Source organism: Methylobacter luteus IMV-B-3098 (assembly GCF_000427625.1).
GTDB lineage: Bacteria > Pseudomonadota > Gammaproteobacteria > Methylococcales > Methylomonadaceae > Methylobacter > Methylobacter luteus.
This window is the reverse complement of record NZ_KE386569.1, coordinates 1,668,676-1,688,492: the sequence shown is the minus strand read 5'-3', so window position 1 is coordinate 1,688,492 and position 19,817 is coordinate 1,668,676. Positions and strand designations below refer to the sequence as shown.

Below are 19,817 nucleotides of genomic sequence, written 5' to 3'. Positions count from 1 at the left end.
GCAAGCAGCCCGCATAAAATGAAACGCGATACGGAGCATCGGCGTCTCGAAATTCCGTATTACGCAGGCCCGATATGCGCTGCTTGCATCCTCGTTCCAAACGTTTGTGCTGTCGCTAAACCAGACGAGAACCCATGCGGATGGACAGGTTGCCGATCTGAAACATTAGGGATGGGGTTGCAAACTCCGTCCCGCTTGAGTTACAAAGTGAACTTTTCCTCCTGTCTGTCTGGCTAACCATCGGTCTTCAACGATAACAGCCTGCAGGGATGCTTCATTTAACTTAAATAACAGCATGAGACCACTGAAAATCATCATTATCCTGGTTGTTATAGCCGGCATCGCGGTTGTCGGCTGGTATGCCAGCCGTCCCGAGCCGGCAGATGAAAACAGTCTGACGCTATACGGCAATATCGATATCCGCCAGGTTGAACTGACTTTTCATGACACCGAGTACATCGCGGCGATATACGCCAGGGAAGGTGACCGGGTCAAAAAAGGCCAGTTGCTGGCCGTACAGGATCTGGAACGTTTTCAGTATGCGATGGACAGCGCCGAAGCCAAAGCCGAGGCCCAGCGCCAGGTGGTGGCAAGGCTGGAGGCCGGATCGCGTATTGAAGATATTCGCAAAACGCAGGCGGATGTCAAATCGGCGCAGGCAACCGTAGCATTTGCCCAAAAGGAGTTTGACAGGATGCAGGAGATGGTTCGGCGAAAGTCGGCGCCGATACAGTCACTGGACCGTGCCAGAGCGGAACTGGATGCGGCCAGAGAGAGAATGCGTTCCTTGAAAGAACTGCAGGCGCTTGCGGTTATCGGCCCGCGCGTGGAAGACATCGCCGAAGCCAGGGCGTTGCTGAAAGCCGCTGAAAGCGCATTCGACCTGGCGAAAAAAGCCTGGCAGGATGCCCATCTTTACGCGCCTGCCGACGGCATCATCCAGGACCGGATTCTGGAGCCCGGCGATATGGCCAATATCAACACGCCGGTTTATACGCTGGCGCTGATCGATCCGGTCTGGGCGCGAATCTATGTGCCAGAGAAGCAGCTGGGCAAACTGAAATACGGCATGCCAGCCCGGGTCAAAACGGACAGCTATCCCGATAAAGTCTACGACGGCTGGGTTGGTTTCATTTCACCCACGGCCGAGTTCACGCCGAAAACCGTGGAAACGCCGGAACTGCGCACCAGCCTGGTCTATCAGGTGCGCGTTTTCGCCTGCAATCCGCAAAACGAATTGCGCCTTGGCATGCCGGTCACGGTCAGCATTTCCTTCGCCTCAGATTCTGAAAGCAGTGCGACTCCTCCTTGTAAGGAGCGGTAATGCCTGATTCGCGCAGCGATCAGGCTGTCTTCGCGCTCGAATTTCAGGCCGTCAGCAAATGCTTTATTGCCGGCCGGCGCACTGTTGATGCCTTGCGGAATGTGTCATTGGCGCTGCCGAAAGGCACGGTAGCCGGCCTGGTCGGGCCGGACGGCGCCGGCAAAACCACGCTGATGCGGCTGGCGGCAGGATTGTTGCTGCCGGATTCGGGCCGTGTCGCCGTGTTCGGACGCGACAGCAGTAACCAAGCCGCGCAGCTTCGTGGCCTGATCGGTTACATGCCGCAGCGCTTCGGTCTGTACGAAGACCTCAGCGTGGCGGAGAACCTGAATCTTTATGCGGACCTCCACGGCATCGGCCGGGAGGAGAGGACGCAACGCTTTCAGGAACTGACCCGCATGACGAATCTCACGCCTTTTTCCAAGCGTCTGGCCGGCCGCCTGTCCGGCGGCATGAAGCAGAAACTGGGGCTGGCCTGCACGTTGCTCAGCCAGCCGCAACTGCTGTTGCTGGATGAGCCTAGCGTCGGGGTCGATCCGGTATCGAGACGGGAGTTGTGGAGCATTATCGATCAGCAGGTAAAGACGAGCGGCACGACTGTGTTGTTAAGCACGGCCTATCTCGACGAGGCCGAGCGTTGCATGGAAGTCATGTTGCTGGATGAGGGCGAATTGCTGGACCACAGCAGTCCGGATGCTTTCAGGAAAAAAGTTCAGGGGCGTTGTTATCGAGTCACGCATCCCGATCTTTCCAACCGCGATCTGCAAAACCGCCTGAGCGGCCAGCCCGGCATTACTGATGCGGTCATTCAGGGCGAGGCGGTGCGCATCGTGTGCGACAGCGAGGACTCAGTCAATGCGGCATTGCTAAAGACAGACAACGGCAGAACCCGGATCGAGCCGATTGCCCCCCGTCTGGAAGATGCTTTTATAGAGCTGTTGAACAAACGCCGGGCGCCGGTCCGGCAGGCAAACAGGATAACGGAAGCATCCGTGCCTGTCGCCGATGAGGAAATCATTCGCGTTGACGGCGTCGACCGCTGGTTTGGCGACTTTCAGGCGGTTAAAAGGTTGAGTTTCACGGTCAGGCGCGGTGAGGTCTTCGGATTGCTGGGTGCAAACGGCGCCGGCAAAACCACGACCTTTCGCATGCTGTGCGGATTGCTGCCCGCCAGCAGCGGCCGACTGCAGGTCGCCGGCGTCGATCTGCGCAAAGCGGCGGCCAGGGCCCGCGCACGGATCGGCTACATGTCGCAGAAGTTCTCGCTTTATTCGAATTTAAGCGTGAGCCAGAATCTGGCGTTTTTCAGCAGCGTCTATGGTCTGAGTAACGCCCGCCGTGACGATCGAATCCAGTGGGCCTTGCAGCAATTTGAGCTCGAGGCGCACAAGGACGCCAACAGCGGCGATTTGTCGCTGGGCTACAAGCAGCGTCTGGCCATAGCCTGCGCATTGATGCACGAGCCGGAAATCCTGTTTCTCGACGAGCCCACGTCCGGCGTCGATCCATTGGCCAGGCGGGAATTCTGGAACCGGACCAACCGTCTGGCTGCGACCGGGGTCACAGTGCTGGTCACCACGCATTTCATGGAAGAGGCCGAATACTGCGACCGCCTGGTGATCATGGCGGAAGGCGATATTCTGACTAGCGGCACGCCGTCTGAAATCAAACGGCAGGCGCGCACGGAGGCGTTGCCCGATCCGACCATGGAGGATGCGTTTATCCAACTGATACAGGCAAAGCGGCCATGAGCGATTCAAGAGTAAAAAAACGCATGCGCCTGAAGGGGCTGATCGCCAAGGAGTTTCTGCAAATCTGGCGCGATCCCAGCAGTCTGGCCATTGCCTTCGTATTGCCGGTATTCCTGCTGTTGCTGTTCGGTTACGGCGTATCACTGGACGCCAGGCAGGTGCCCGTGGGCTGGGTTGTGGATAAAACCACGCCCGAGACCACGGGTTTCACGGCGGCCTTTCAGCATTCCGAGTATTTTCAATCATTCCATTTTGCCGACATGGCGGCTGCGGAACATGCGCTGCTGGCACGGGAGATCACGGCTATTATCCGTCTGCGCGAGGACTTCAGCAGCCAGTTGTTCAAGCAGAACTCGCCGGCCATCCAGGTCATCGTCGATGGCGTGGACGCCAATACCGCGCGCCTGATCTCGGGCTATGTCCAGGGCACATGGAATGAATGGCTGAGTCATCTGGCCGCGATGCGAGGCACAACGCTGTCAAGACCGGTCATCGCCCAGCAACGGATCTGGTATAACAGCGCAGTTTTAAGCAAGGACTTTCTGGTGCCGGGCCTGATTGCCATCATCATGACGCTGACCGGCGCGCTGTTGACGGCCATGGTCGTAGCCCGCGAATGGGAGCGCGGCACGCTGGAGGCCATGATTGCGACTCCGGTCACGATGGGCGAAGTCCTGCTGGGCAAACTGATTCCGTACTATCTGCTCGGCATGGGCGGGCTGCTGCTGTCCATTGCCATGGCGGTGTTTTTGTTCGACGTGCCGCTGCGCGGTTCGTTTTGGGTATTGTTGCTGACCGGCACGTTATTTCTGCTGGTCGCTCTGGGCATGGGGCTGCTGATTTCCATTATCGCTAAAAATCAGTTCGTCGCCGGGCAAGCGGCCATTATCGCCACTTATCTGCCGGCTTTTCTCTTGTCCGGATTCATTTTTAATATAAACAGCATGCCGCCGGTCATTCAGGCATTCACTTATCTGGTTGGCGCACGTTATTTCGTCGCGATTTTGCAAACCGTGTTTCTGGCCGGTGACATCTGGCCCGTCATTTTGCCCAATGCGCTGGCGCTGGCCTTGATGGCGGCCGTGTTTTTCGGGCTGGCCGCGAAGAAGGCCCCGAAGCGGCTGGAGTGATCATGTGGGCCATGATTCATGCGCTATTGATCAAGGAATTTCTGGCTCTGGTCAGGGACAGGAAAAGCCGCTTTATATTGATTGGCCCGCCGGTCATCCAGCTCTTCATATTCAGCTATGCCGCGACTTTCGACCTTAATCATATCCCCATCGCGATTTATAACGAGGACCGGAGCATCGCCTCGCGCGATTTTATCGAGCGCTTCACGGCGGCGCCGGCGTTTACGGAGGTTTTGAGAATCACCCATCAGGAACAGATCGCGCCAGCCCTCGATGAGAAGAAAGTGTTGGCCGTACTGCATCTCGGCCCGCATTTCAGCCGCGACCTGTATGCGGGCCAGAAGCCTGCCGTGGCGCAGATTCTGATCGACGGCCGCGACTCCAACACGGCGATGATCGCCCTGAATTACATGCAAAGCATCGTGGCGGCGTTCAATCTGGACTGGGCTCAGCGGCACAACCTGCCGCTGCCCCCCGCGCAACTGGAGATCAGGGCCTGGTTCAACCCGAATCTGGAAAGCCAGTGGTTTATCGTTTCCGGCATTGTGGGACTGCTGACGCTGGTTGTGACTATCGTCGTCACGGCGCTTTCAATTGCCCGCGAACGCGAGCAGGGCACTTTTGACCAGCTGATGGTGACGCCGCTCACGCCTTTTCAGATATTGGTCGGCAAGGCCTTGCCGGCGGCAATCATCGGTATTCTTGAAGCCTCGTTCATCATTTTCATGGCCGTGTTCTGGTTCAGGATTCCGATGATCGGCAGTCTGGCGGCGCTGTATCTGGGAGTGGTTCTGTTTGTCCTTTCCGTCATCGGCATCGGCTTGATGATTTCATCGTTGTCTGTCACTCAGCAACAGGGGCTTTTGGGGACATTCCTGTTTATCGTCCCGGCCGTTATTCTGTCCGGCTTCGCGACGCCGATTGCCAACATGCCGTCATTTGTTCAGGATCTTACGCTGCTCAATCCCTTGCGCTATTTTCTGGTGATCGTCCGAGGCGTTTTTCTTGAAGGGCTGTCGGCATCCGCATTGATTTCGCAATACTGGCCTTTGGCCGTGATTAGCATAGTCACCCTGATCTGTGCCTCATGGCTGTTCAGGCGGCGTATGTATTAAAACCCTGCGGATGGGATATGGTGCCGGGTTGAAGAGTTTTGCGTTAGTTAAGTGTAGCCACTTGGTTCGGATGCCGCACAAACTTTAGGGACGAGGTTGCAAACCCCGTCCCGCTTTCATGCTACCGCTGTCTTGGTTGAGGTTAGCCTAGCTCTCTACATAGCGATCAAATACCATTTGCAGCATGTTCAGTTCATCCTGTTCCGGTTTGCACCAGCCTTGAAACTGGAGATCCTGCAGTATTTGCTTGCCTTGCTCATCGTTTGTCATGTCCTCCAGGACAGTGCCTAAAGCGTCGCTTTCCGATTGCAGGTGAGGGGCGATGCTGAATAAGTGAAAGGTAAAGTTGGTGTCGCTGGCGTCCAGTTGCCGTACGCTGTTGCGGCTTAGCGATGACAGGTTCTCGTAGGTTTTTTTCAGCACAAACAATATATCGGCCTGTTTTCTGATCAGCATTTGCAGCGCTTTGATTTCATTGCCGGCAAAATGGTAATTGAGCTTCGACGAATCGACATGGCTTTCATCGCACAGGAACCGTCCTAACAGGTAAACAAAACTCGCTTCCGTTGCCGTGACAACGTTGACGTTTTTCATGTCGGACATAGTCCGCTTATCGTCGGAACGGCAGAGAATGACGACCTCGTCCGCTTCGGCAATGGGACGCATCAAGGGGATGAAGCCTTTTTTCATCATGGCGCAGGCTTCAAAGGGCTTGCTGAACAATATGTCGGGCGTGATGTTTTTAACGTCCTGGGCCTGTTCAAAATGTATGACTTTCTGCAGGCGCCGCTGCAGATAAGTATTCAACAGGTACCAACCGCTTAGTTGACTGCCGGTCTGTAAACTGGCGACAAAATTTAATTTTGAGTTGGTGGCCGGCGCTTCGCCGTCGGTATCGGCTTTATGCGCATGCGCGGGCGGCGCGGGGTCAATCATTTTCGTGCCAGAGCTGTCCTGGCCTGTAGCGCCTTTGACAAATCGCCCCAGGCCGGTGATTTTAAACAGCATGCTGACCATTCGATTGAGGTTTTGTACTTCCACGCGCGTGCCGCTATGCTCCCATTCCTCGAACAGTTTCAGCAATAATGATAATCCCATGGAATTGACGCGTTCAATATTGCTGAAATCCAGTGTGACAGAGGCTTCGGCCGGTAACGAAGTGAACACGCTGAAGGCGGGTGTGGCATGGGCGTCGATTGAGCCGGCGCAATCAAAGCTGTATTGGTTGTTGTTCTTGGAAATCTGCTTGATTGTGAGTGAAGTTGAAATGGTCATTATTAGACTCCTACCTTGTTTTCTGCATCGTATTTGCTGTGGTACAGAAACTGAAATCCGGAACTGGTGTCCATGTTGACTGGACTGCTCAGATCCCATACTGTGGTAACTTGCGTTCTTTGTTGTGGAAGGATGCGAATTTGAAAATAATCCGACAAACGCCAAAGCATATAAAGACCGGCGCCCCCTATGCCGGCTTCAACGCCCGAATCCATCGCATGAGAAATGCTTTTCAGGAAAACGGCGGGGGTCAATGTGCCCCAGTTATCGGTCACCATTAATCCCATGTGCCTATCTGTCAGAACAATGTCAATGCGCACTTCTTCGTGTTCCGAGAGTTCGCGCGATACACCTTTTTTGTAGTAGGGGACGCCTTTTCCGTCACGGGGCGCCGCGTACAGACTGTTTTCGATCATTTCATCCATGGCGACGATCAAGCTTTCAAGATGCTCTTCCTGGGCTACTCGCTGATCGGTCAGCCAGGCTTGTATTTCTTCCATGATAAAGACCTTGTCTTCAGTATGCGTCAGCTGAAACTGTTTTCTCAGCGAAGAGGCGGGCAGCAAGGTATATAAGTCATCATTAATGGAATGATGATGCTGATTCAGCAGTTTTTCCCAGCCGATATCAAGGCAGATTTTGTTGTTGCGCGGCAGAACCCGGCAAATACCATCCTGGCTGAACCGTGACAGAAGATCCGCATATTCCTGTTCCGCAAAAAAGACCACGAATTCACGGGAAATGCGCGGAATAGGGTGATCGCCGCGCCGATAAAAGGTATCCGAGAGACGAATGATGTCGCTGGCTTCTTCCACTGAGGTGGCCACCGGCATGACACGGTCACTATGGTTGATGACGAGAATGGTGATGTCATCGGTAAAAGTGCTTCCCGCGCAGTGCTGGGTCAATGCGCCCATCAAGCGGCTGTGGAAAATTTCCGGCTCGACTTCACCGCACTGGTTAAGCAGGTTTTCCAGCCGATCGAATCCGAACGCTTCGCCATCAGGGGATTCTTCCTCTACCAGGCCGTCAGTAAACATGAAAATACGGTCGCCTATTTCCATCTGCAATTCAATGGAAGGCGTGAAATAATCCGAATCGATACTTTTTCCCAGCGGCAGGCCCGAAGCTTCCAGGATCTCCCATCGTTGTTCCTGGCGTCTCCACAGATAGGGCAATACGTGTCCGGCATTGGCGAAAATGAGCTTGCCAGTCACTGCATCCAGTGTAATACAAGCCATCGTCATCAATAATGATTGATGGGCTGTAGCCAACATGGTTTCGTTTAATGATTGCAGAATTTCAGCCGGATTGCTGACGCCGGTATGCACCAGCGGATAAACACCGGCTTTCGCGGCACTCACCATGGTGCCGGCCGCAACCCCGTGGCCGCTGACGTCGCCGACCAGCAATACAGTCTTGTGTCCGTCAACGACATAATAGTCATAATAGTCGCCGCCCACCTCACTGGATGTCAGCAGGTTGGCTTTGCCCTGGACGCCAGGCAGCTGGATAATGGGATTCGGCAAAATGGAACGCTGCAATGTCGCCGCAAGGTCAACTTCTCCTTTTAAACGGGCGCTCATTTGTTCCAGTTCGGCATGCGTCTGTTGCAGTTGGAGTTCTTGTTGTTTACGTTCGGTAATATCCAGACCCGTGGCCAGGAACATGATCGGCCGGCGGGTTCTTGAGTCATGCACGACCGTCGTATGCCAGACGATATTGATGTGTTCGCCGCTGCGAATCATCATCTGCGTTTCAACCTCATCCGCGAATTCGATTGATCCATCCATCATGCCGTTAAACAGTTGTTTCAGGACCACCTGTTCTTGGGCTGGAATGAACTGTTCGAAGAAATCCCTACCTTTGATTTCATCTTCTTCCCAACCGACGCTTTCTTCGGCATAGTGGTTGAATAAGGTTACTTTTCCTGCCGGATCAAGGCCGATAATGAGCGCCTCCGCCGTGTTAATCACGTTGTCGGCAAAATTTTTCTCTTCCTGGATTCTGAAGGTGGTTTCTTGCAGTTTTGAAATCAGAGGCCTCAGTAGAACAGAGCCAACCAGGGCCAATGTGCCTAATGCGATAATGAAGATGATGTTTTGCAGACTCATCGTGTTACGCAGCTTGTGCTCGCCCAGCTTTTGATAGGCTGAGGTCGCTTTCTCGATACCTTCCAGCACGGGTGGCGACAATTCGTAATGCAGCCTGAACAATGCCGCCTGATCCAGTTCTTCTTTTTTGTTTGAGGCAATGACTATGCTTTTTGATACTTCGAGATAGTTGTTAATCTGGCGGCTTAATTCGATCGGTTCTCCAAAAAATATTGAATTAAGTTCACTGGGTAATACGCCTTTCTCACGAACCATTTTGTCGGCTCGACGAACGAAGCGGTCGCCGTTTTCTAATGTGGCAAGAGTATCTCTGAGTAATACCTGGTCATTAAGAATTTGACTACGGATAGCAGTAATTTTGCCTGGGTCAGTAGTATGGCTGAGCTGCAAGGTTAGAAAATTGATATCACTGATCAAGCGGCTTTGATCACTGCTGAGCTTCACTAAAGCGATATTTCCTTCCTGTTCTAATAAATCGGTCGTGAGAACGAAATAGGTTAAACAGTTAACTAATGCCAATATCGACAATACAGTGATGTATTGACTCAGCAAATAAGTTATTACTCGTCGAAAAGTCTGTTGCATAGGGTTTCCTCATATTTTTATTATTATTTCCTTATCTGATTTTTATAATTTTTAATTAATACAGATAACGGGTGCCCGATCTCAACACATTGAGTACATGCATATCACCGGAACACTGGGTTTAACAGACTCTATGCGTATCTGGAAAAAATACACGCAAGTCGGTATTCAGCATCAGATATATGTTATTAATGAACATATATTTGTATAAAAACATCTTGTTTTGTGGCTCTACAACATATCGGAAATACTTTGAGCGGCTCTGCTGACATCCAAAAAAATCAGGCCGAGTCTTGCGTTGGGCTTTGCCAGCACAGTTAATACGGCTTCCTCTCCGGCATGTGTCATTAATACGTACCCGCGATCGCCTTTTATTAAAACCTGTTCCAGGGTGCTGCGGCCTAATTCCTGGGCAGTCCGATCGCCCAGCGACAGCATCGCCGAACTCATCGCGCCAACCCGGTCTTCATCCATGCCGGCCGGTAACGCGGCTGCTATCATCAAGCCATCCGTTGAAATAATTCCAGACGCTTCGATATCCGTCGAAGTCCCGTTTAATTCAATTAATACAGAAGTCAGTATATCTGCTCGCATTTCAGCCTCATTTTTTATAACTACGATTTGATGGAAAATTCAAACTGCCTCCGGCTTGTCTGGCATGCATATTGATGTCTGCCCGATAAATTCCGGCTGATAAAAATGGGGATGTCGGCAATGACAAACCGAATGCATCGGGCAAATAGCGGTCAGGCTGTTTGCTGTAGCATCCACAAGCCTCAGGCGGCTTGCGACCCTGTATTTATATGAGCGGTAACCTGGCATAGCGCCTAAGCGGTTACAATTTCAAAGCTAATGCCGGCAACTTAAGTCATGCTGTCATGCAGAGCGGGCCAAGTTTGTTTTTAATGTCCGGCTGGTTATTTGCCGGCTCATGAGCCTTTGAATCAAGCACTGCTTCTGGCAGGATGTGGTCATTCTGGAAACACCCATAACGCATCCCGTTCCATGAAAACTGCTCTGGCTGTTCTAGTGCCAAAACTAACGGTCTGATGTTGCTTCAAAAAGGCTTTTAAAATTGTCGGAGTTTTTATCTCTCTTTTTATTTGAGGCTAATTTGTGCATTCAAGTCTTCTCACCAAGACTTGTTTTTTTACTTAAACCTTTCGGCAAGTGCTCATTTATTTATCTACACCCTTGAAAGCATTTCCGTGATGGACTTTTTCCACCTCAACTTAAATCTGTATGTAGATAGCTGGACTTCCCAGTCCGAATCCCAGGAATAACAAGTATTCTCGCGGCTGTTCCTTACATGGGATAGAGCATAAACCCAAATGAAAATATTTTCTAAAATGGAAATCGTAAAATGTGAACCGAATCACAAAATAAGAATGAATGTAACGATAATTCTGGTCGGTAATAGCCGGTTTAATAGGTGGGGGAGTTGACGGAATAACCTCTTTCTGTGAAAGGTTATTTTCTGATAATACACACAATCGTCGGAAAAAATGCGCTATTAACCTCATTAAATATAATGTTTTTGCCATACATAATTCAGCAAAAATTTCTGGCGTTTAATGCTTCTGTCGGACTACTAAAAATGGTGTAATTTGTCAAGATTGCCTGGTAAGCAACTGAAATTAAGGAAGATTTAAGGGGGATTTAAGGAAGAGCCATTTCCCGGGCTGATCCGATTAATCGGTACATTGTTTTTGGGACACTAACTCGGGTATTTCATTGGCTTCTTGAAACGCGCCTCTAAAAATAACGAACGGATCGAGGCGAGGGCGGTTATTTTGAACGGGCTTATATAAAGACATTTTGAGCGGGGCTGTTCGGCTTTCTGATCTTCTTCCTTATCCCATCATCAACGTGTCGGGAACAGCACTTGCTGGCCGCTAATCAGCAAAATGGCATTGTCATTGATATAAAGCGGAATTAAAACGAATAATGTTGTTCAGTGACGGTCAAACAAGGTCTGTATTGGATGCTACAGGGTGGCTGTTATTTTGCAGCGTTTAACGGCAGGAATTTATTGGGCTGCGATACAAGTTGTCATGGACAGGTTCTTGTCTGGATTGAATTTAAGCAGCCGAATTTTATCGAACTCCACAGGATTTCCCTTTTTATGAGATCTCCGGACTAGTTTGGAATAGAAATAATTATAACCCTTATGGAATAACAATAATTATGGCTATGTTTGAACCAACAGTAATGGGTAACGACACGACAGAACGAGCCTTTTGCTCATCGTTCGGCAGGATTCCCTGCGGCCGCGCCATGCTGGCGCTGTCCATCCTGCTAGCGACGTCCATTGCCTTCGGCGCTCAATCCGACCCCGGCGACTATGCAAAATTGCTCGATGAGGCAAATTCAAAAGGCGCGGCCCGTGTCCTGGTGACGCTGGATGACACGGTGACACTGGAGGCGATGAAAAGCGATCCGCTCTCCGTAAAAGCGGAGATGGAGTCGAAAGCGGAGATTCTGCTGGCTGAGCTGGGCCAGGACGCGTTGCCATCAGGATACTGGAATAACGGCATCGGCCAGATTGGGGTCTATGTGAATACGAATGGTCTTCGCGTTCTGGCCAACAGCGCCAGCGCGGCAGCCTTCATGCCCGATGTGACGCATATGTACCGCATCCGGGCGCATGACATTGACGGCAGCCTCGACGCCATCGAAACCGCGATCAATGCAAAAGGCTTTGCCGATGTCGAGGTGTTTCTGAACGTCGATGAAGGCGACTACGACATCGACAGGAGCGGCAGGACTGTATTTCGACCATCAGTGGAGCTGTCGGATCAGATCATCAAGCGTTTGAGCGATATCGGAGCGCATGAGCTCGCCCGGACCTTCAAGAACTTTGATCTCAGTCCGTTCCTGGCTGCTGTGCCCAGACCAAGTTTTCGGGTAAAAATTGACAAGAATGCATTCTACGGGCTACGTGAAAGCGTTGATGTGAGGGCAATTCGGCCGATAGGCTTTGTTGACCCTCGCCCGGCCCAATGGCCGGCTGATGTGCTGGCATCCGCACAGGCGGATGGTTCGGCGGAGGTGGTTATCACATTGCGCGGCGGCGCAATTTTTTCCGCGAAGACAGGTTTCATGTCGGCTACAGCGTTAAAGGCTCAAGCCGACGCCAATCAGCGAGCTTTTGACGATATCCTCGCTAATGCCGATGCTTTGCTGTCATCAGCAGTTGTGGCGAGCTATCCCGAAATCGGGGCTCTCCATATGCGCCTTCCGTATGACTCCTTGACGCAGTTGTACAAAAATGCCGACCCGAGAATTCTCGGCATCGAATTGAACCGGCCCGCAGCCTGGACAGCGCTGACCACCAGCACCGGGCTGATGAACATGCAATCCGCATGGGACGCCGGATATCGCGCTGCCGGTCAAAATATCATCATTGCCGATTCCGGCGTGCGAAAAGATCACGAGCTCTTCAAAATGAACGGTGTGACCAAGGTCATCTATGAGGCTTGTTTCGGCACGAATAATCAGGGTTATCGTTCGATCTGCCCAAGACAGAATGGCGCCGGCGACAGCCCGTTGGGTCTGGCCGGCTCTGGAGAGCCGTTCGGAGACTTGGAAGTCTGCAAATCTTTGGCGTTGTCTGCCTCCTCCCATCATGACTGCTCGCACGGCACACATATTGCCGGCATTGCCGCAGGCCGCCGCAGTCCTCGAGTTTCGCCATCGAATCTTCAGGGGGTTGCGCCCGACGCTAAACTGATCTCGGCTCAAGTGTTCTCGTATGACACAACGAACTTAAAGGCGGTGTCATTCAGCTCGGACATTCTGGCTGTCCTCAACGCCGTATTGTCGGCCACGAAGCCGGGCACGAATAATCCTTATGTGGTCAACATGAGCTTTGGTGGCTCACTTTCTTCCGCGGATTGTCCGGATTTGCATGCCTATATCACGAGTGCTATCAAGAGTCTGACTTCCCGGGGGGTTCCGGTCGTAGTCGCTACAGGGAACGAAGGGAGACGTAACGGGGTCGGTTGGCCGGCCTGCGTCCCTCAGACTATTAAGGTAAGTTCAGTTATGAGCGATGCAAGCGGCACATCCGTCAATGACTTCGCAAACATCGGCAACCCGGCCAGCTTCACCGGACCGATTCTGTTGGCTCCAGGCGGCGGCGGGGGGACAGCGATCAGATCCGCGGACCGGGCCTCGAAAACCGCCACCAGGCAGATGGCCGGCACATCGCAGGCAGCCCCGCACGCAGCGGGCGTATATGCTGCCATCAAGGCCGCCGTTCCCGGCATCAGCGTCGCAGACGCAACGGCCTGGATCGTTACGACGGGCAGCATCCCTGTCACCGTCAGCACCCAAACTTATCGGCGGATTCGTATCCCCGATTTCTAATTAGAGTGACTTATACAGCTCTAACGCCTTGTTCAACTCCTCTGTCGCGCCTTGTATATCACCCTGTTTTGTTTTGATTTGCGCCTGAATGATGCATGCGTGCGCTTTTTTGACGGTGTCCGGATCCCCCGTTACTTTCTCGGAAGCCGCGCGTGCCTCTTTTATATGCTGGCTGGGCGGCACGAAATCGTTTTTGATGATTTCGACTTTAGCCGCTTCAATATGCATAATGGCTTCATTCGGGCTGTAAACTGAACTTTTGGCGGCTTCTTCCGCATAAGCGATAACGCTGGTTGCGCCTGAAGAGAAACCCAGTAATAAAGTTAACGCTGTGTTTTTGATAATGTTCATAAAATAAAGTCTTTGTTGTGATTGTCGGATGGTTTAGGTAAAAAATGCTTGAAAAGCAAGCTCTTTCGACCTACGTGAAAACGGATTAATCAGTAATGACTTTGAATTATGCAGTTTAAAATCTATAGGATTTTCAGTAAAACTACCATGGCGTGAATTGAGTACACAATACGTATAAACACTTGATATGCACTAACACGCAAGACAGGTTGTCTTGGCATTCAATGTCAAAAAACACGGGTAAAGATACCGGTCTCTAAATGGCCGTACGGCCCAGACTTGTGGCAAAACGCAGAAGGCGAGCAGCGGGTGGAATGAGGGTAACGAATATTGAGCAGAATATCGGTTACTGTGGAGTCAATCATTAATAGTTGACTAATCTTTATGCGTGCTGTGCGCAGGTTGTCACACTTTTATATTTTATATGGCAATGACTTTTCAATGCCAGCCAGAGAATAGACAGGCTATTCATGCCGTCCACTATTATCGTTCTCATGGCCTACTGCGCTTCCGCTCCATATCATCAATCAGTTCAGGCAAGAGCTCAGGTTTTGTAAGGGTAGAACCCATGTATCAACGGCAGCGACAATATTTATATATCTCTTTTGAACCTATCCATCTTTAGAGGGATTTACTAAGTGTAATTTAGATTGTTTTTGAATTAGCCGATTATCCAGAAGCATGGCTGAACTTTTTTCATCCTATCATCAGCTCAAATGGAACGACAAATGATCTCAAACCGCATAAAAAGCTCATTACAAGCCAGAAAAGCCCTTGGCGGTATATTAGGCAGGCCAATTGGGGTATGCTGCATAGATAATCAGAAAGCCGACATTATCAAATACATTGAGAATGGGTTTAATATCATGGAGGTGGCAATATTCATCGACTGTAATTGCCAAACGCTTTCTAAATGGCTTGTACAGAATAAAAACGATCCCGATGTGCAAAGAGCATTGATCAAAGCGTTAATCAGAGAATCTAAAGAGCCCGGTATTAGTGGCATCACTTAACTCCGCTAAATACTTCAGGCTGTGGAACCAGAATATAGAGAGATATCCGCCTTGAGATGGCTAGAGCAATTATCTATTACGTAGAAACATAGCCTGAATGCCTGAAGAGATTGAGGCACTCATCCGCTTGAAACTCATCCAACAGCTTACCAATGAGTTGCCAGAGCTTGTCGTAAGTGCGCTCGGCGGCCTTGCGCAGCAACGCCTTCAGTTTGGCGAAGACTTGCTCGATCGGATTCAGCTCAGGACTATAGGGCGGCAGATATTGGATCGTCGCCCCGTGCGCTTCAACAATGGACTGGACTTCCGCCACCTTATGGGCGGACAGATTGTCACAGATGACGATGTCGCCGGGCTTCAAGGTCGGTCCCAGTTGCGAGCGCAGATATTCCTTGAAGGCTTCGCCCGTCATGGCCTGGTCCAGACACCAGGGCGCGGTGAGCCGGTCGGCACGCAAGCCGGCAATGAAGGTCAGGGTTTGCCAATGGCCTGCCGGTGCCGCATCCCGACAGCGGGCGCCACCCAAGGCCCGGCCATAGCGACGGATCATGTTCGTGGAGACGCCCGTTTCATCCAGAAACACCAACTTTGACAGATCGCAGGTTTGCTGCCAGGCTTGCCATTGCTCTCGGGCCATCGCGACATCTGCGCGTTGCTGCTCACTGGCGACCAGCGTTTTTTTTATAGCGATAGCCCAGCTTGCGCCTAATAAACTTATCAATGGCCGAGATCGAAACACTTAGGCTGTGTTCGCGTCCCAGCCAAGCCTGCAGTTCCTGCAAGGTCATCGACGGACTACTCGCTAACTGTTCCTTGATGGCGGCTTCATAAGGTTCCAGCCGCGAGCGTCTGTAGCCGCCAAAGGGCTTGCCTTGAACGGCTCCGGTTTCACGCCACAAGGCGTGCATTCGGCAGACAAAGGCCGGACTGACTTTGTATTGTAAAGCCACGGCCCGCACGGTGTGGCCTGCGGCAACCGCTTCAGCCACCCGGCTGCGTAAATCTTCGGAATAAGGCTTGGGCATGATAAAAATGGCTCATTTCGTTTAACAAGAGGTTAGTTTATATCATGTTTTTATCTAAAAGATAATTGCTCTAATTAGAGATAATAGATTTCACAGGCACTACGGATGATTCTATCTGATCTGGCGGGTAAACCTTGAGCCGGCTGAAGGCATTGTGGCCGCATATTTTGTTTACTAGAGTCGGTAAGTAGAATATGCGAGGGAAAACGTATCCGCCTTATTTAACGAAATCAGTTAGGGGTGGCATTGCGCTCATCTCTAAGCGATGAGGCATTCGGCGTATGTGTAGTTAATAAGCTTGATTCACTATTGAGATGATTTTTGATATCGCTGATTTGCCAATCAGGATGAAGTTGCAGAAGTAGAGCTATGAGACCTGCGACATGCGGTGTGGCAAAAGAACTGCCGCTCATAAAATCATACGCCCCATGGGGGACTGTCGTAAGAATGTCCTGACCTGGGGCAATAAAGCTTAAATTTTCCGCTTCCCCACCACGCCCTACTGCCAGCACGCCAGGCACATTGGCCGGAAAGCTTCCGATTTGATCTTTGCCTGGAACAGCCGCAATGACAATGATGCCTTCGCTCAGCGCTTTCTCAATCAGCATCTTCAGCAAAGGATCTTCAGGGCCGCTCAAGCTGAGATTGATGATGCGACTTTTCAGGCGAATGGCCTGATTGAGCGCCAGGGCCAGGGTAAAACTGTTGCAGCGTGCAGCCAAGGAACCCGGGTTATCCGGCCAGCAGGCGCGAAAAGCCAGAATTTCGGCTTCCGGCGCGATGCCGGCAATGCCAATTCCGTTATCGGCACGTGCCGACAATACGCCAGCCACAGCAGTTCCGTGAAGCTCTGCCAGACTGTGATCACCTGGCTCCGGCGCCACATTTTCGGAATAGCTGATTTGACCTTTCAAATCAGGATGATCAACATCAACGCCGGTATCGATTAGTGCAATGCGTATACCCTGGCCGGTGCTGAATTTGTGCAGTTCCGCTATGCCCAATGATTGAAAGCCGGTTTGCAAATGCAAGTACGGGTCGCTGTAGGGCTTGATAGCCGAATGTTGATTGCCCAGCACATTGAAAGTCTGCATTTGTTGTACCGACGAAACATCCTGATCTTTTTGCAAAGCAGCCATTACCTGGCGCAAAGGCAATGTTTCGGGGACTCCATAAACCACACAGCTGACCCCTAATTCTGTAACTGGCCACTGGGCGACAAATTGCAATTGATAACGCTCGGCAAGATGGCGGGCAACACGTTCACTCCAGCTGGAGTTATTGTATTGACCACGCAGCCGGTAACTGTCCTGGGTATTGCCGGGTAAATTACGGTTGATGGTCCGGTCGACAAAGGTCACTAGCAGGCGCCTTTCGTCAACGTTTGGGCTGTCACCCAAGCGTGAGTAATCAGTCTTATTGGCGCAGCCGGTTGTCAATAGCGCGACCAATGCGAGCAGCAGCGTAAACCGGACGAGTTTCATGGCTGCATGACAGGTTCAGCCAGCAGCACATCCTGGCGACTTCGTAACAAGGCGATGGCTTCCTCCAGGCGAGGACTGCTTCCGCCGGCTTCCAGCCGTACCGTCAAGGCGCCAACGCTGTTGGGTTCACCGATGCGCTGGCCGTGTATTTCCGCCAGAACAGCGGCGACTTCCGCAGAAGATGACGATTTGGCAAAAACTACTCGCAATTCCTTGCCGGTAGCTGATTCGGGTTTTGCGGCTGAAAGCGTGTAGTAATGGTCTGTCGTATTCGTTTGGACTGTATGCAGGGTTAACGGAATAACCGCCAGCAACAGGGACGCGGCCATTGCAAGACGAACACCGGTTTGATTTGCGAACTTGCCGATTCTGCCGGGTGTCGCTGTTTTTGCTGATGCGGCTGATTGCGCTCTGCCAGGGGCTCTTGCCGGCAGCTTTGTCCGCAGGCCCGCGAACGATGTTTCCGCGGCCAGATCCAGATCGGATGCGATTGTCACAGCTTCGGCCAATTTGCGCAGACTATCCAGTTCCCTGCGGCATGGCAGGCAATGACGAATGTGGTTTTCTACCAGACGATGTTCATGTTGCCGCAGGCTTTGGTTCACGTACCAAGGCAATAAAAACTGGACCTCTTGATGTTGGGTCTGGCTAATTGATGTCAATTGGTTCATGGTCTTAATTCCCCTTTGCTTCCGCAAATGCCTGAAGCTTTTTGCGGGCATGAAACATACGAGTTTTGATAGTGTTTTCCGGACAGTCGAGGATTTTGGCAATCTCTTGATACGGCAGGCCGTGATAAAAGGTTAATTCGATCACGGCACGCTGATCGGCAGGCAGGATATCGAGCGCGCAATTCAGCCAATCTTGAGTTTCGGTATTCTCGGCCAGATTGGCTAATGGATCGGCTATGGTTTCTCCGTATTCATCGACATCCAGATTATTGCTGCTTCTGGCTGCTCTGGACATTGATTTAAGCGCCTTGCGATACGCGATGCCAAACACCCAGGTTGAAATTTTACTACTATGGTTGAAGCGTTCCGGCTTCTCCCAAATCAGTAGCAAGGTTTCCTGTATCAACTCCTCGATGTGGTCCGGCTGACGGGTAATACGCAAAATGAACCGGAACAATCTGGGATAGTAAAGCTTGTAAAACGTTTCAAACGCCAGCGTATCCCCTTCGACTATACGCTGGAGCAATGCATATTCATCGACTTCGGTTGCAGTCTTATCCGGTATGGGTGGTGTTTGATTACGCACTAAACGCAACATGGTTTAACCTGTTTTCCTTCCGATATCATCGGTTGTCTTACTAGCTATATTCCGTCAATAAAGCAAAAGGTTCAATCGCATTTAAATATTTTTAGAACCCGAGCGTGACAGAGAACAGGTACTTGTTTTCCTGCTGCCGGGGATAAAAGTCATCATGATGATCTTCGGACTCTTGATTAGGGAGGGCAACATCAACATAACGGACATCTATAGATAAATAGGGTGTTGCAAACCATGAGAAGCCGGCATTCCAGTAGAAATAATCGTGCCCAAGCAACGCGCCGGCCTGGTTATAGCCCAGGCCGGCGGAAAATTGTACGGTATCCAATAAATCACGACGATAAGTGAGTTCGTAATTGGCGACATCGGCATGCCGCTGATAGGCATTCGGCGCGATGGATGCTCTGGCGCTTAGCCAGCCCTGATAATGCAGCGATGCGTAAAATTCCGCGTAATCAGCGGAATGATTGAAGATTTTATTATCATAAATATAACCGCTGACCGATAACTCCGCCCTCCAGTCCGTGGAAAGCGGCAAACTCCAGCCCAAGTAGGGTTTTATTTCAATCTCGGCACGATCGGCGTACTGTTGATCATCAAAGCGAACCTGGGATACGCCCAGTCCGGCAAACCATCCGCTAGTATCTTGGTAGTCAATATTTGCCTGAACAATAGGATTTCCTCTGCTTTTAGAATACCCCCGATAGACATAATCGGACAGGAGTTTTATATCCCCATGCCAGTCCGCTTGCGAAACCGGAAGCCAAAGAATGAAGGATAAGGGAGCTAATCTTAAAAAAATTAACCGAAAAGAGTCACGAATAGGCATACTTAATGTAATACACTGGATTCATTGGATTGTTTGAGTCTCCGAGTCTGGTCGGTTTTCTTAGCTCACTGATGCTGAAATAAAAGCATTAGATTGAGCTAAAGTCTACAAAAATCCGCGCCATTCCTCGCGAATCTGCTGGAGAGCACAAAAAAAGCCCGGTGGACTGCTTTTACGGTTT

General features: G+C 51.2%; 16 protein-coding genes. 6 read left to right on the top strand and 10 right to left on the bottom strand.

What is annotated here, in order from left to right:
- The first annotated feature begins 295 nt into the window (after positions 1–295).
- The 4 genes from METLU_RS0109700 to METLU_RS0109685 are packed head-to-tail and all read left to right on the top strand — an operon-like array spanning position 296 to position 5,320.
- Positions 296–1,324: an efflux RND transporter periplasmic adaptor subunit gene (locus METLU_RS0109700; protein ID WP_027158033.1), complete on the top strand. Its 1,029-nt coding sequence runs from the start codon at positions 296–298 to the stop codon at positions 1,322–1,324.
- Complete coding sequence (locus tag METLU_RS0109695; protein WP_027158032.1) at positions 1,324–3,075, top strand: ATP-binding cassette domain-containing protein; 1,752 nt, start codon at positions 1,324–1,326, stop codon at positions 3,073–3,075. Before METLU_RS0109700 ends, METLU_RS0109695 begins: the two co-directional genes overlap by 1 nt.
- On the top strand, positions 3,072–4,205 hold the full coding sequence (locus METLU_RS0109690) for an ABC transporter permease (protein WP_027158031.1): 1,134 nt from the start codon (positions 3,072–3,074) through the stop codon (positions 4,203–4,205). Before METLU_RS0109695 ends, METLU_RS0109690 begins: the two co-directional genes overlap by 4 nt.
- 2 nt (positions 4,206–4,207) lie before the next feature.
- Positions 4,208–5,320 carry an ABC transporter permease gene (locus METLU_RS0109685; RefSeq protein ID WP_027158030.1) on the top strand — a complete coding sequence of 371 codons (1,113 nt, stop codon included), beginning with the start codon at positions 4,208–4,210 and terminating at the stop codon, positions 5,318–5,320.
- A 147-nt stretch (positions 5,321–5,467) separates the two neighbouring features.
- On the opposite strand, the gene METLU_RS0109680 is transcribed toward METLU_RS0109685, so the two are convergent.
- From METLU_RS0109680 to METLU_RS0109670, 3 genes are all read right to left on the bottom strand, one after another.
- Positions 5,468–6,595 carry a PhnD/SsuA/transferrin family substrate-binding protein gene (locus METLU_RS0109680; RefSeq protein WP_027158029.1) on the bottom strand — a complete coding sequence of 376 codons (1,128 nt, stop codon included), beginning with the start codon at positions 6,593–6,595 and terminating at the stop codon, positions 5,468–5,470.
- A gap of 2 nt (positions 6,596–6,597) precedes the next feature.
- Positions 6,598–9,294: a SpoIIE family protein phosphatase gene (locus tag METLU_RS0109675; RefSeq protein ID WP_027158028.1), complete on the bottom strand. Its 2,697-nt coding sequence runs from the start codon at positions 9,292–9,294 to the stop codon at positions 6,598–6,600.
- A gap of 231 nt (positions 9,295–9,525) precedes the next feature.
- The gene (locus METLU_RS0109670) at positions 9,526–9,888 is read right to left on the bottom strand and encodes a roadblock/LC7 domain-containing protein (RefSeq protein WP_027158027.1); all 363 of its coding nucleotides are present in this window, start codon (positions 9,886–9,888) and stop codon (positions 9,526–9,528) included.
- A 1,593-nt stretch (positions 9,889–11,481) separates the two neighbouring features.
- On the opposite strand from METLU_RS0109670, the gene METLU_RS0109665 reads away from it, so the two are divergent.
- Positions 11,482–13,665: a S8 family peptidase gene (locus tag METLU_RS0109665; protein ID WP_081679069.1), complete on the top strand. Its 2,184-nt coding sequence runs from the start codon at positions 11,482–11,484 to the stop codon at positions 13,663–13,665.
- On the opposite strand, the gene METLU_RS0109660 is transcribed toward METLU_RS0109665, so the two are convergent.
- Complete coding sequence (locus METLU_RS0109660) at positions 13,666–14,016, bottom strand: tetratricopeptide repeat protein (protein WP_027158025.1); 351 nt, start codon at positions 14,014–14,016, stop codon at positions 13,666–13,668.
- A 728-nt stretch (positions 14,017–14,744) separates the two neighbouring features.
- On the opposite strand from METLU_RS0109660, the gene METLU_RS0109655 reads away from it, so the two are divergent.
- The gene (locus METLU_RS0109655) at positions 14,745–15,029 is read left to right on the top strand and encodes a hypothetical protein (RefSeq protein ID WP_027158024.1); all 285 of its coding nucleotides are present in this window, start codon (positions 14,745–14,747) and stop codon (positions 15,027–15,029) included.
- A 76-nt stretch (positions 15,030–15,105) separates the two neighbouring features.
- Here the strand turns inward: METLU_RS0109655 and METLU_RS0109650 are convergent, their stop codons facing one another.
- The 6 genes from METLU_RS0109650 to METLU_RS0109625 all read right to left on the bottom strand — a co-directional run bounded on the left by METLU_RS0109650 (position 15,106) and on the right by METLU_RS0109625 (position 19,636).
- Positions 15,106–15,750 (bottom strand): IS630 family transposase, encoded by a 645-nt coding sequence (locus METLU_RS0109650; protein ID WP_196806481.1) that lies wholly within the window; start codon positions 15,748–15,750, stop codon positions 15,106–15,108.
- Positions 15,689–16,054, bottom strand: a complete 366-nt coding sequence (locus METLU_RS0109645) for a helix-turn-helix domain-containing protein (RefSeq protein ID WP_027156756.1) — start codon at positions 16,052–16,054, stop codon at positions 15,689–15,691. The genes METLU_RS0109650 and METLU_RS0109645 overlap by 62 nt, the downstream gene beginning before the upstream one ends.
- 230 nt (positions 16,055–16,284) lie before the next feature.
- Positions 16,285–17,538 (bottom strand): S8 family peptidase, encoded by a 1,254-nt coding sequence (locus tag METLU_RS0109640; protein WP_027158023.1) that lies wholly within the window; start codon positions 17,536–17,538, stop codon positions 16,285–16,287.
- Complete coding sequence (locus METLU_RS0109635; protein WP_027158022.1) at positions 17,535–18,209, bottom strand: anti-sigma factor family protein; 675 nt, start codon at positions 18,207–18,209, stop codon at positions 17,535–17,537. The genes METLU_RS0109640 and METLU_RS0109635 overlap by 4 nt, the downstream gene beginning before the upstream one ends.
- A 4-nt stretch (positions 18,210–18,213) precedes the next feature.
- Positions 18,214–18,807 (bottom strand): RNA polymerase sigma factor, encoded by a 594-nt coding sequence (locus METLU_RS0109630; protein ID WP_027158021.1) that lies wholly within the window; start codon positions 18,805–18,807, stop codon positions 18,214–18,216.
- Positions 18,808–18,898: 91 nt separating this feature from the next.
- Positions 18,899–19,636 carry a TorF family putative porin gene (locus METLU_RS0109625; protein ID WP_027158020.1) on the bottom strand — a complete coding sequence of 246 codons (738 nt, stop codon included), beginning with the start codon at positions 19,634–19,636 and terminating at the stop codon, positions 18,899–18,901.
- Between the last annotated feature and the right edge of the window lie 181 nt (positions 19,637–19,817).

Coding starts and splice junctions, on each gene's coding strand:
- METLU_RS0109655 (WP_027158024.1), top strand. CDS start 14,745: ATGATCTCAAACCGCATAAAAAGCTCATTACAAGCCAGAAAAGCCCTT.
- METLU_RS0109700 (WP_027158033.1), top strand. CDS start 296: ATGAGACCACTGAAAATCATCATTATCCTGGTTGTTATAGCCGGCATC.
- METLU_RS0109630 (WP_027158021.1), bottom strand. CDS start 18,807: ATGTTGCGTTTAGTGCGTAATCAAACACCACCCATACCGGATAAGACT.
- METLU_RS0109695 (WP_027158032.1), top strand. CDS start 1,324: ATGCCTGATTCGCGCAGCGATCAGGCTGTCTTCGCGCTCGAATTTCAG.
- METLU_RS0109660 (WP_027158025.1), bottom strand. CDS start 14,016: ATGAACATTATCAAAAACACAGCGTTAACTTTATTACTGGGTTTCTCT.
- METLU_RS0109645 (WP_027156756.1), bottom strand. CDS start 16,054: ATGCCCAAGCCTTATTCCGAAGATTTACGCAGCCGGGTGGCTGAAGCG.
- METLU_RS0109685 (WP_027158030.1), top strand. CDS start 4,208: ATGTGGGCCATGATTCATGCGCTATTGATCAAGGAATTTCTGGCTCTG.
- METLU_RS0109670 (WP_027158027.1), bottom strand. CDS start 9,888: ATGCGAGCAGATATACTGACTTCTGTATTAATTGAATTAAACGGGACT.
- METLU_RS0109680 (WP_027158029.1), bottom strand. CDS start 6,595: ATGACCATTTCAACTTCACTCACAATCAAGCAGATTTCCAAGAACAAC.
- METLU_RS0109640 (WP_027158023.1), bottom strand. CDS start 17,538: ATGAAACTCGTCCGGTTTACGCTGCTGCTCGCATTGGTCGCGCTATTG.
- METLU_RS0109665 (WP_081679069.1), top strand. CDS start 11,482: ATGGCTATGTTTGAACCAACAGTAATGGGTAACGACACGACAGAACGA.
- METLU_RS0109690 (WP_027158031.1), top strand. CDS start 3,072: ATGAGCGATTCAAGAGTAAAAAAACGCATGCGCCTGAAGGGGCTGATC.
- METLU_RS0109635 (WP_027158022.1), bottom strand. CDS start 18,209: ATGAACCAATTGACATCAATTAGCCAGACCCAACATCAAGAGGTCCAG.
- METLU_RS0109675 (WP_027158028.1), bottom strand. CDS start 9,294: ATGCAACAGACTTTTCGACGAGTAATAACTTATTTGCTGAGTCAATAC.
- METLU_RS0109625 (WP_027158020.1), bottom strand. CDS start 19,636: ATGCCTATTCGTGACTCTTTTCGGTTAATTTTTTTAAGATTAGCTCCC.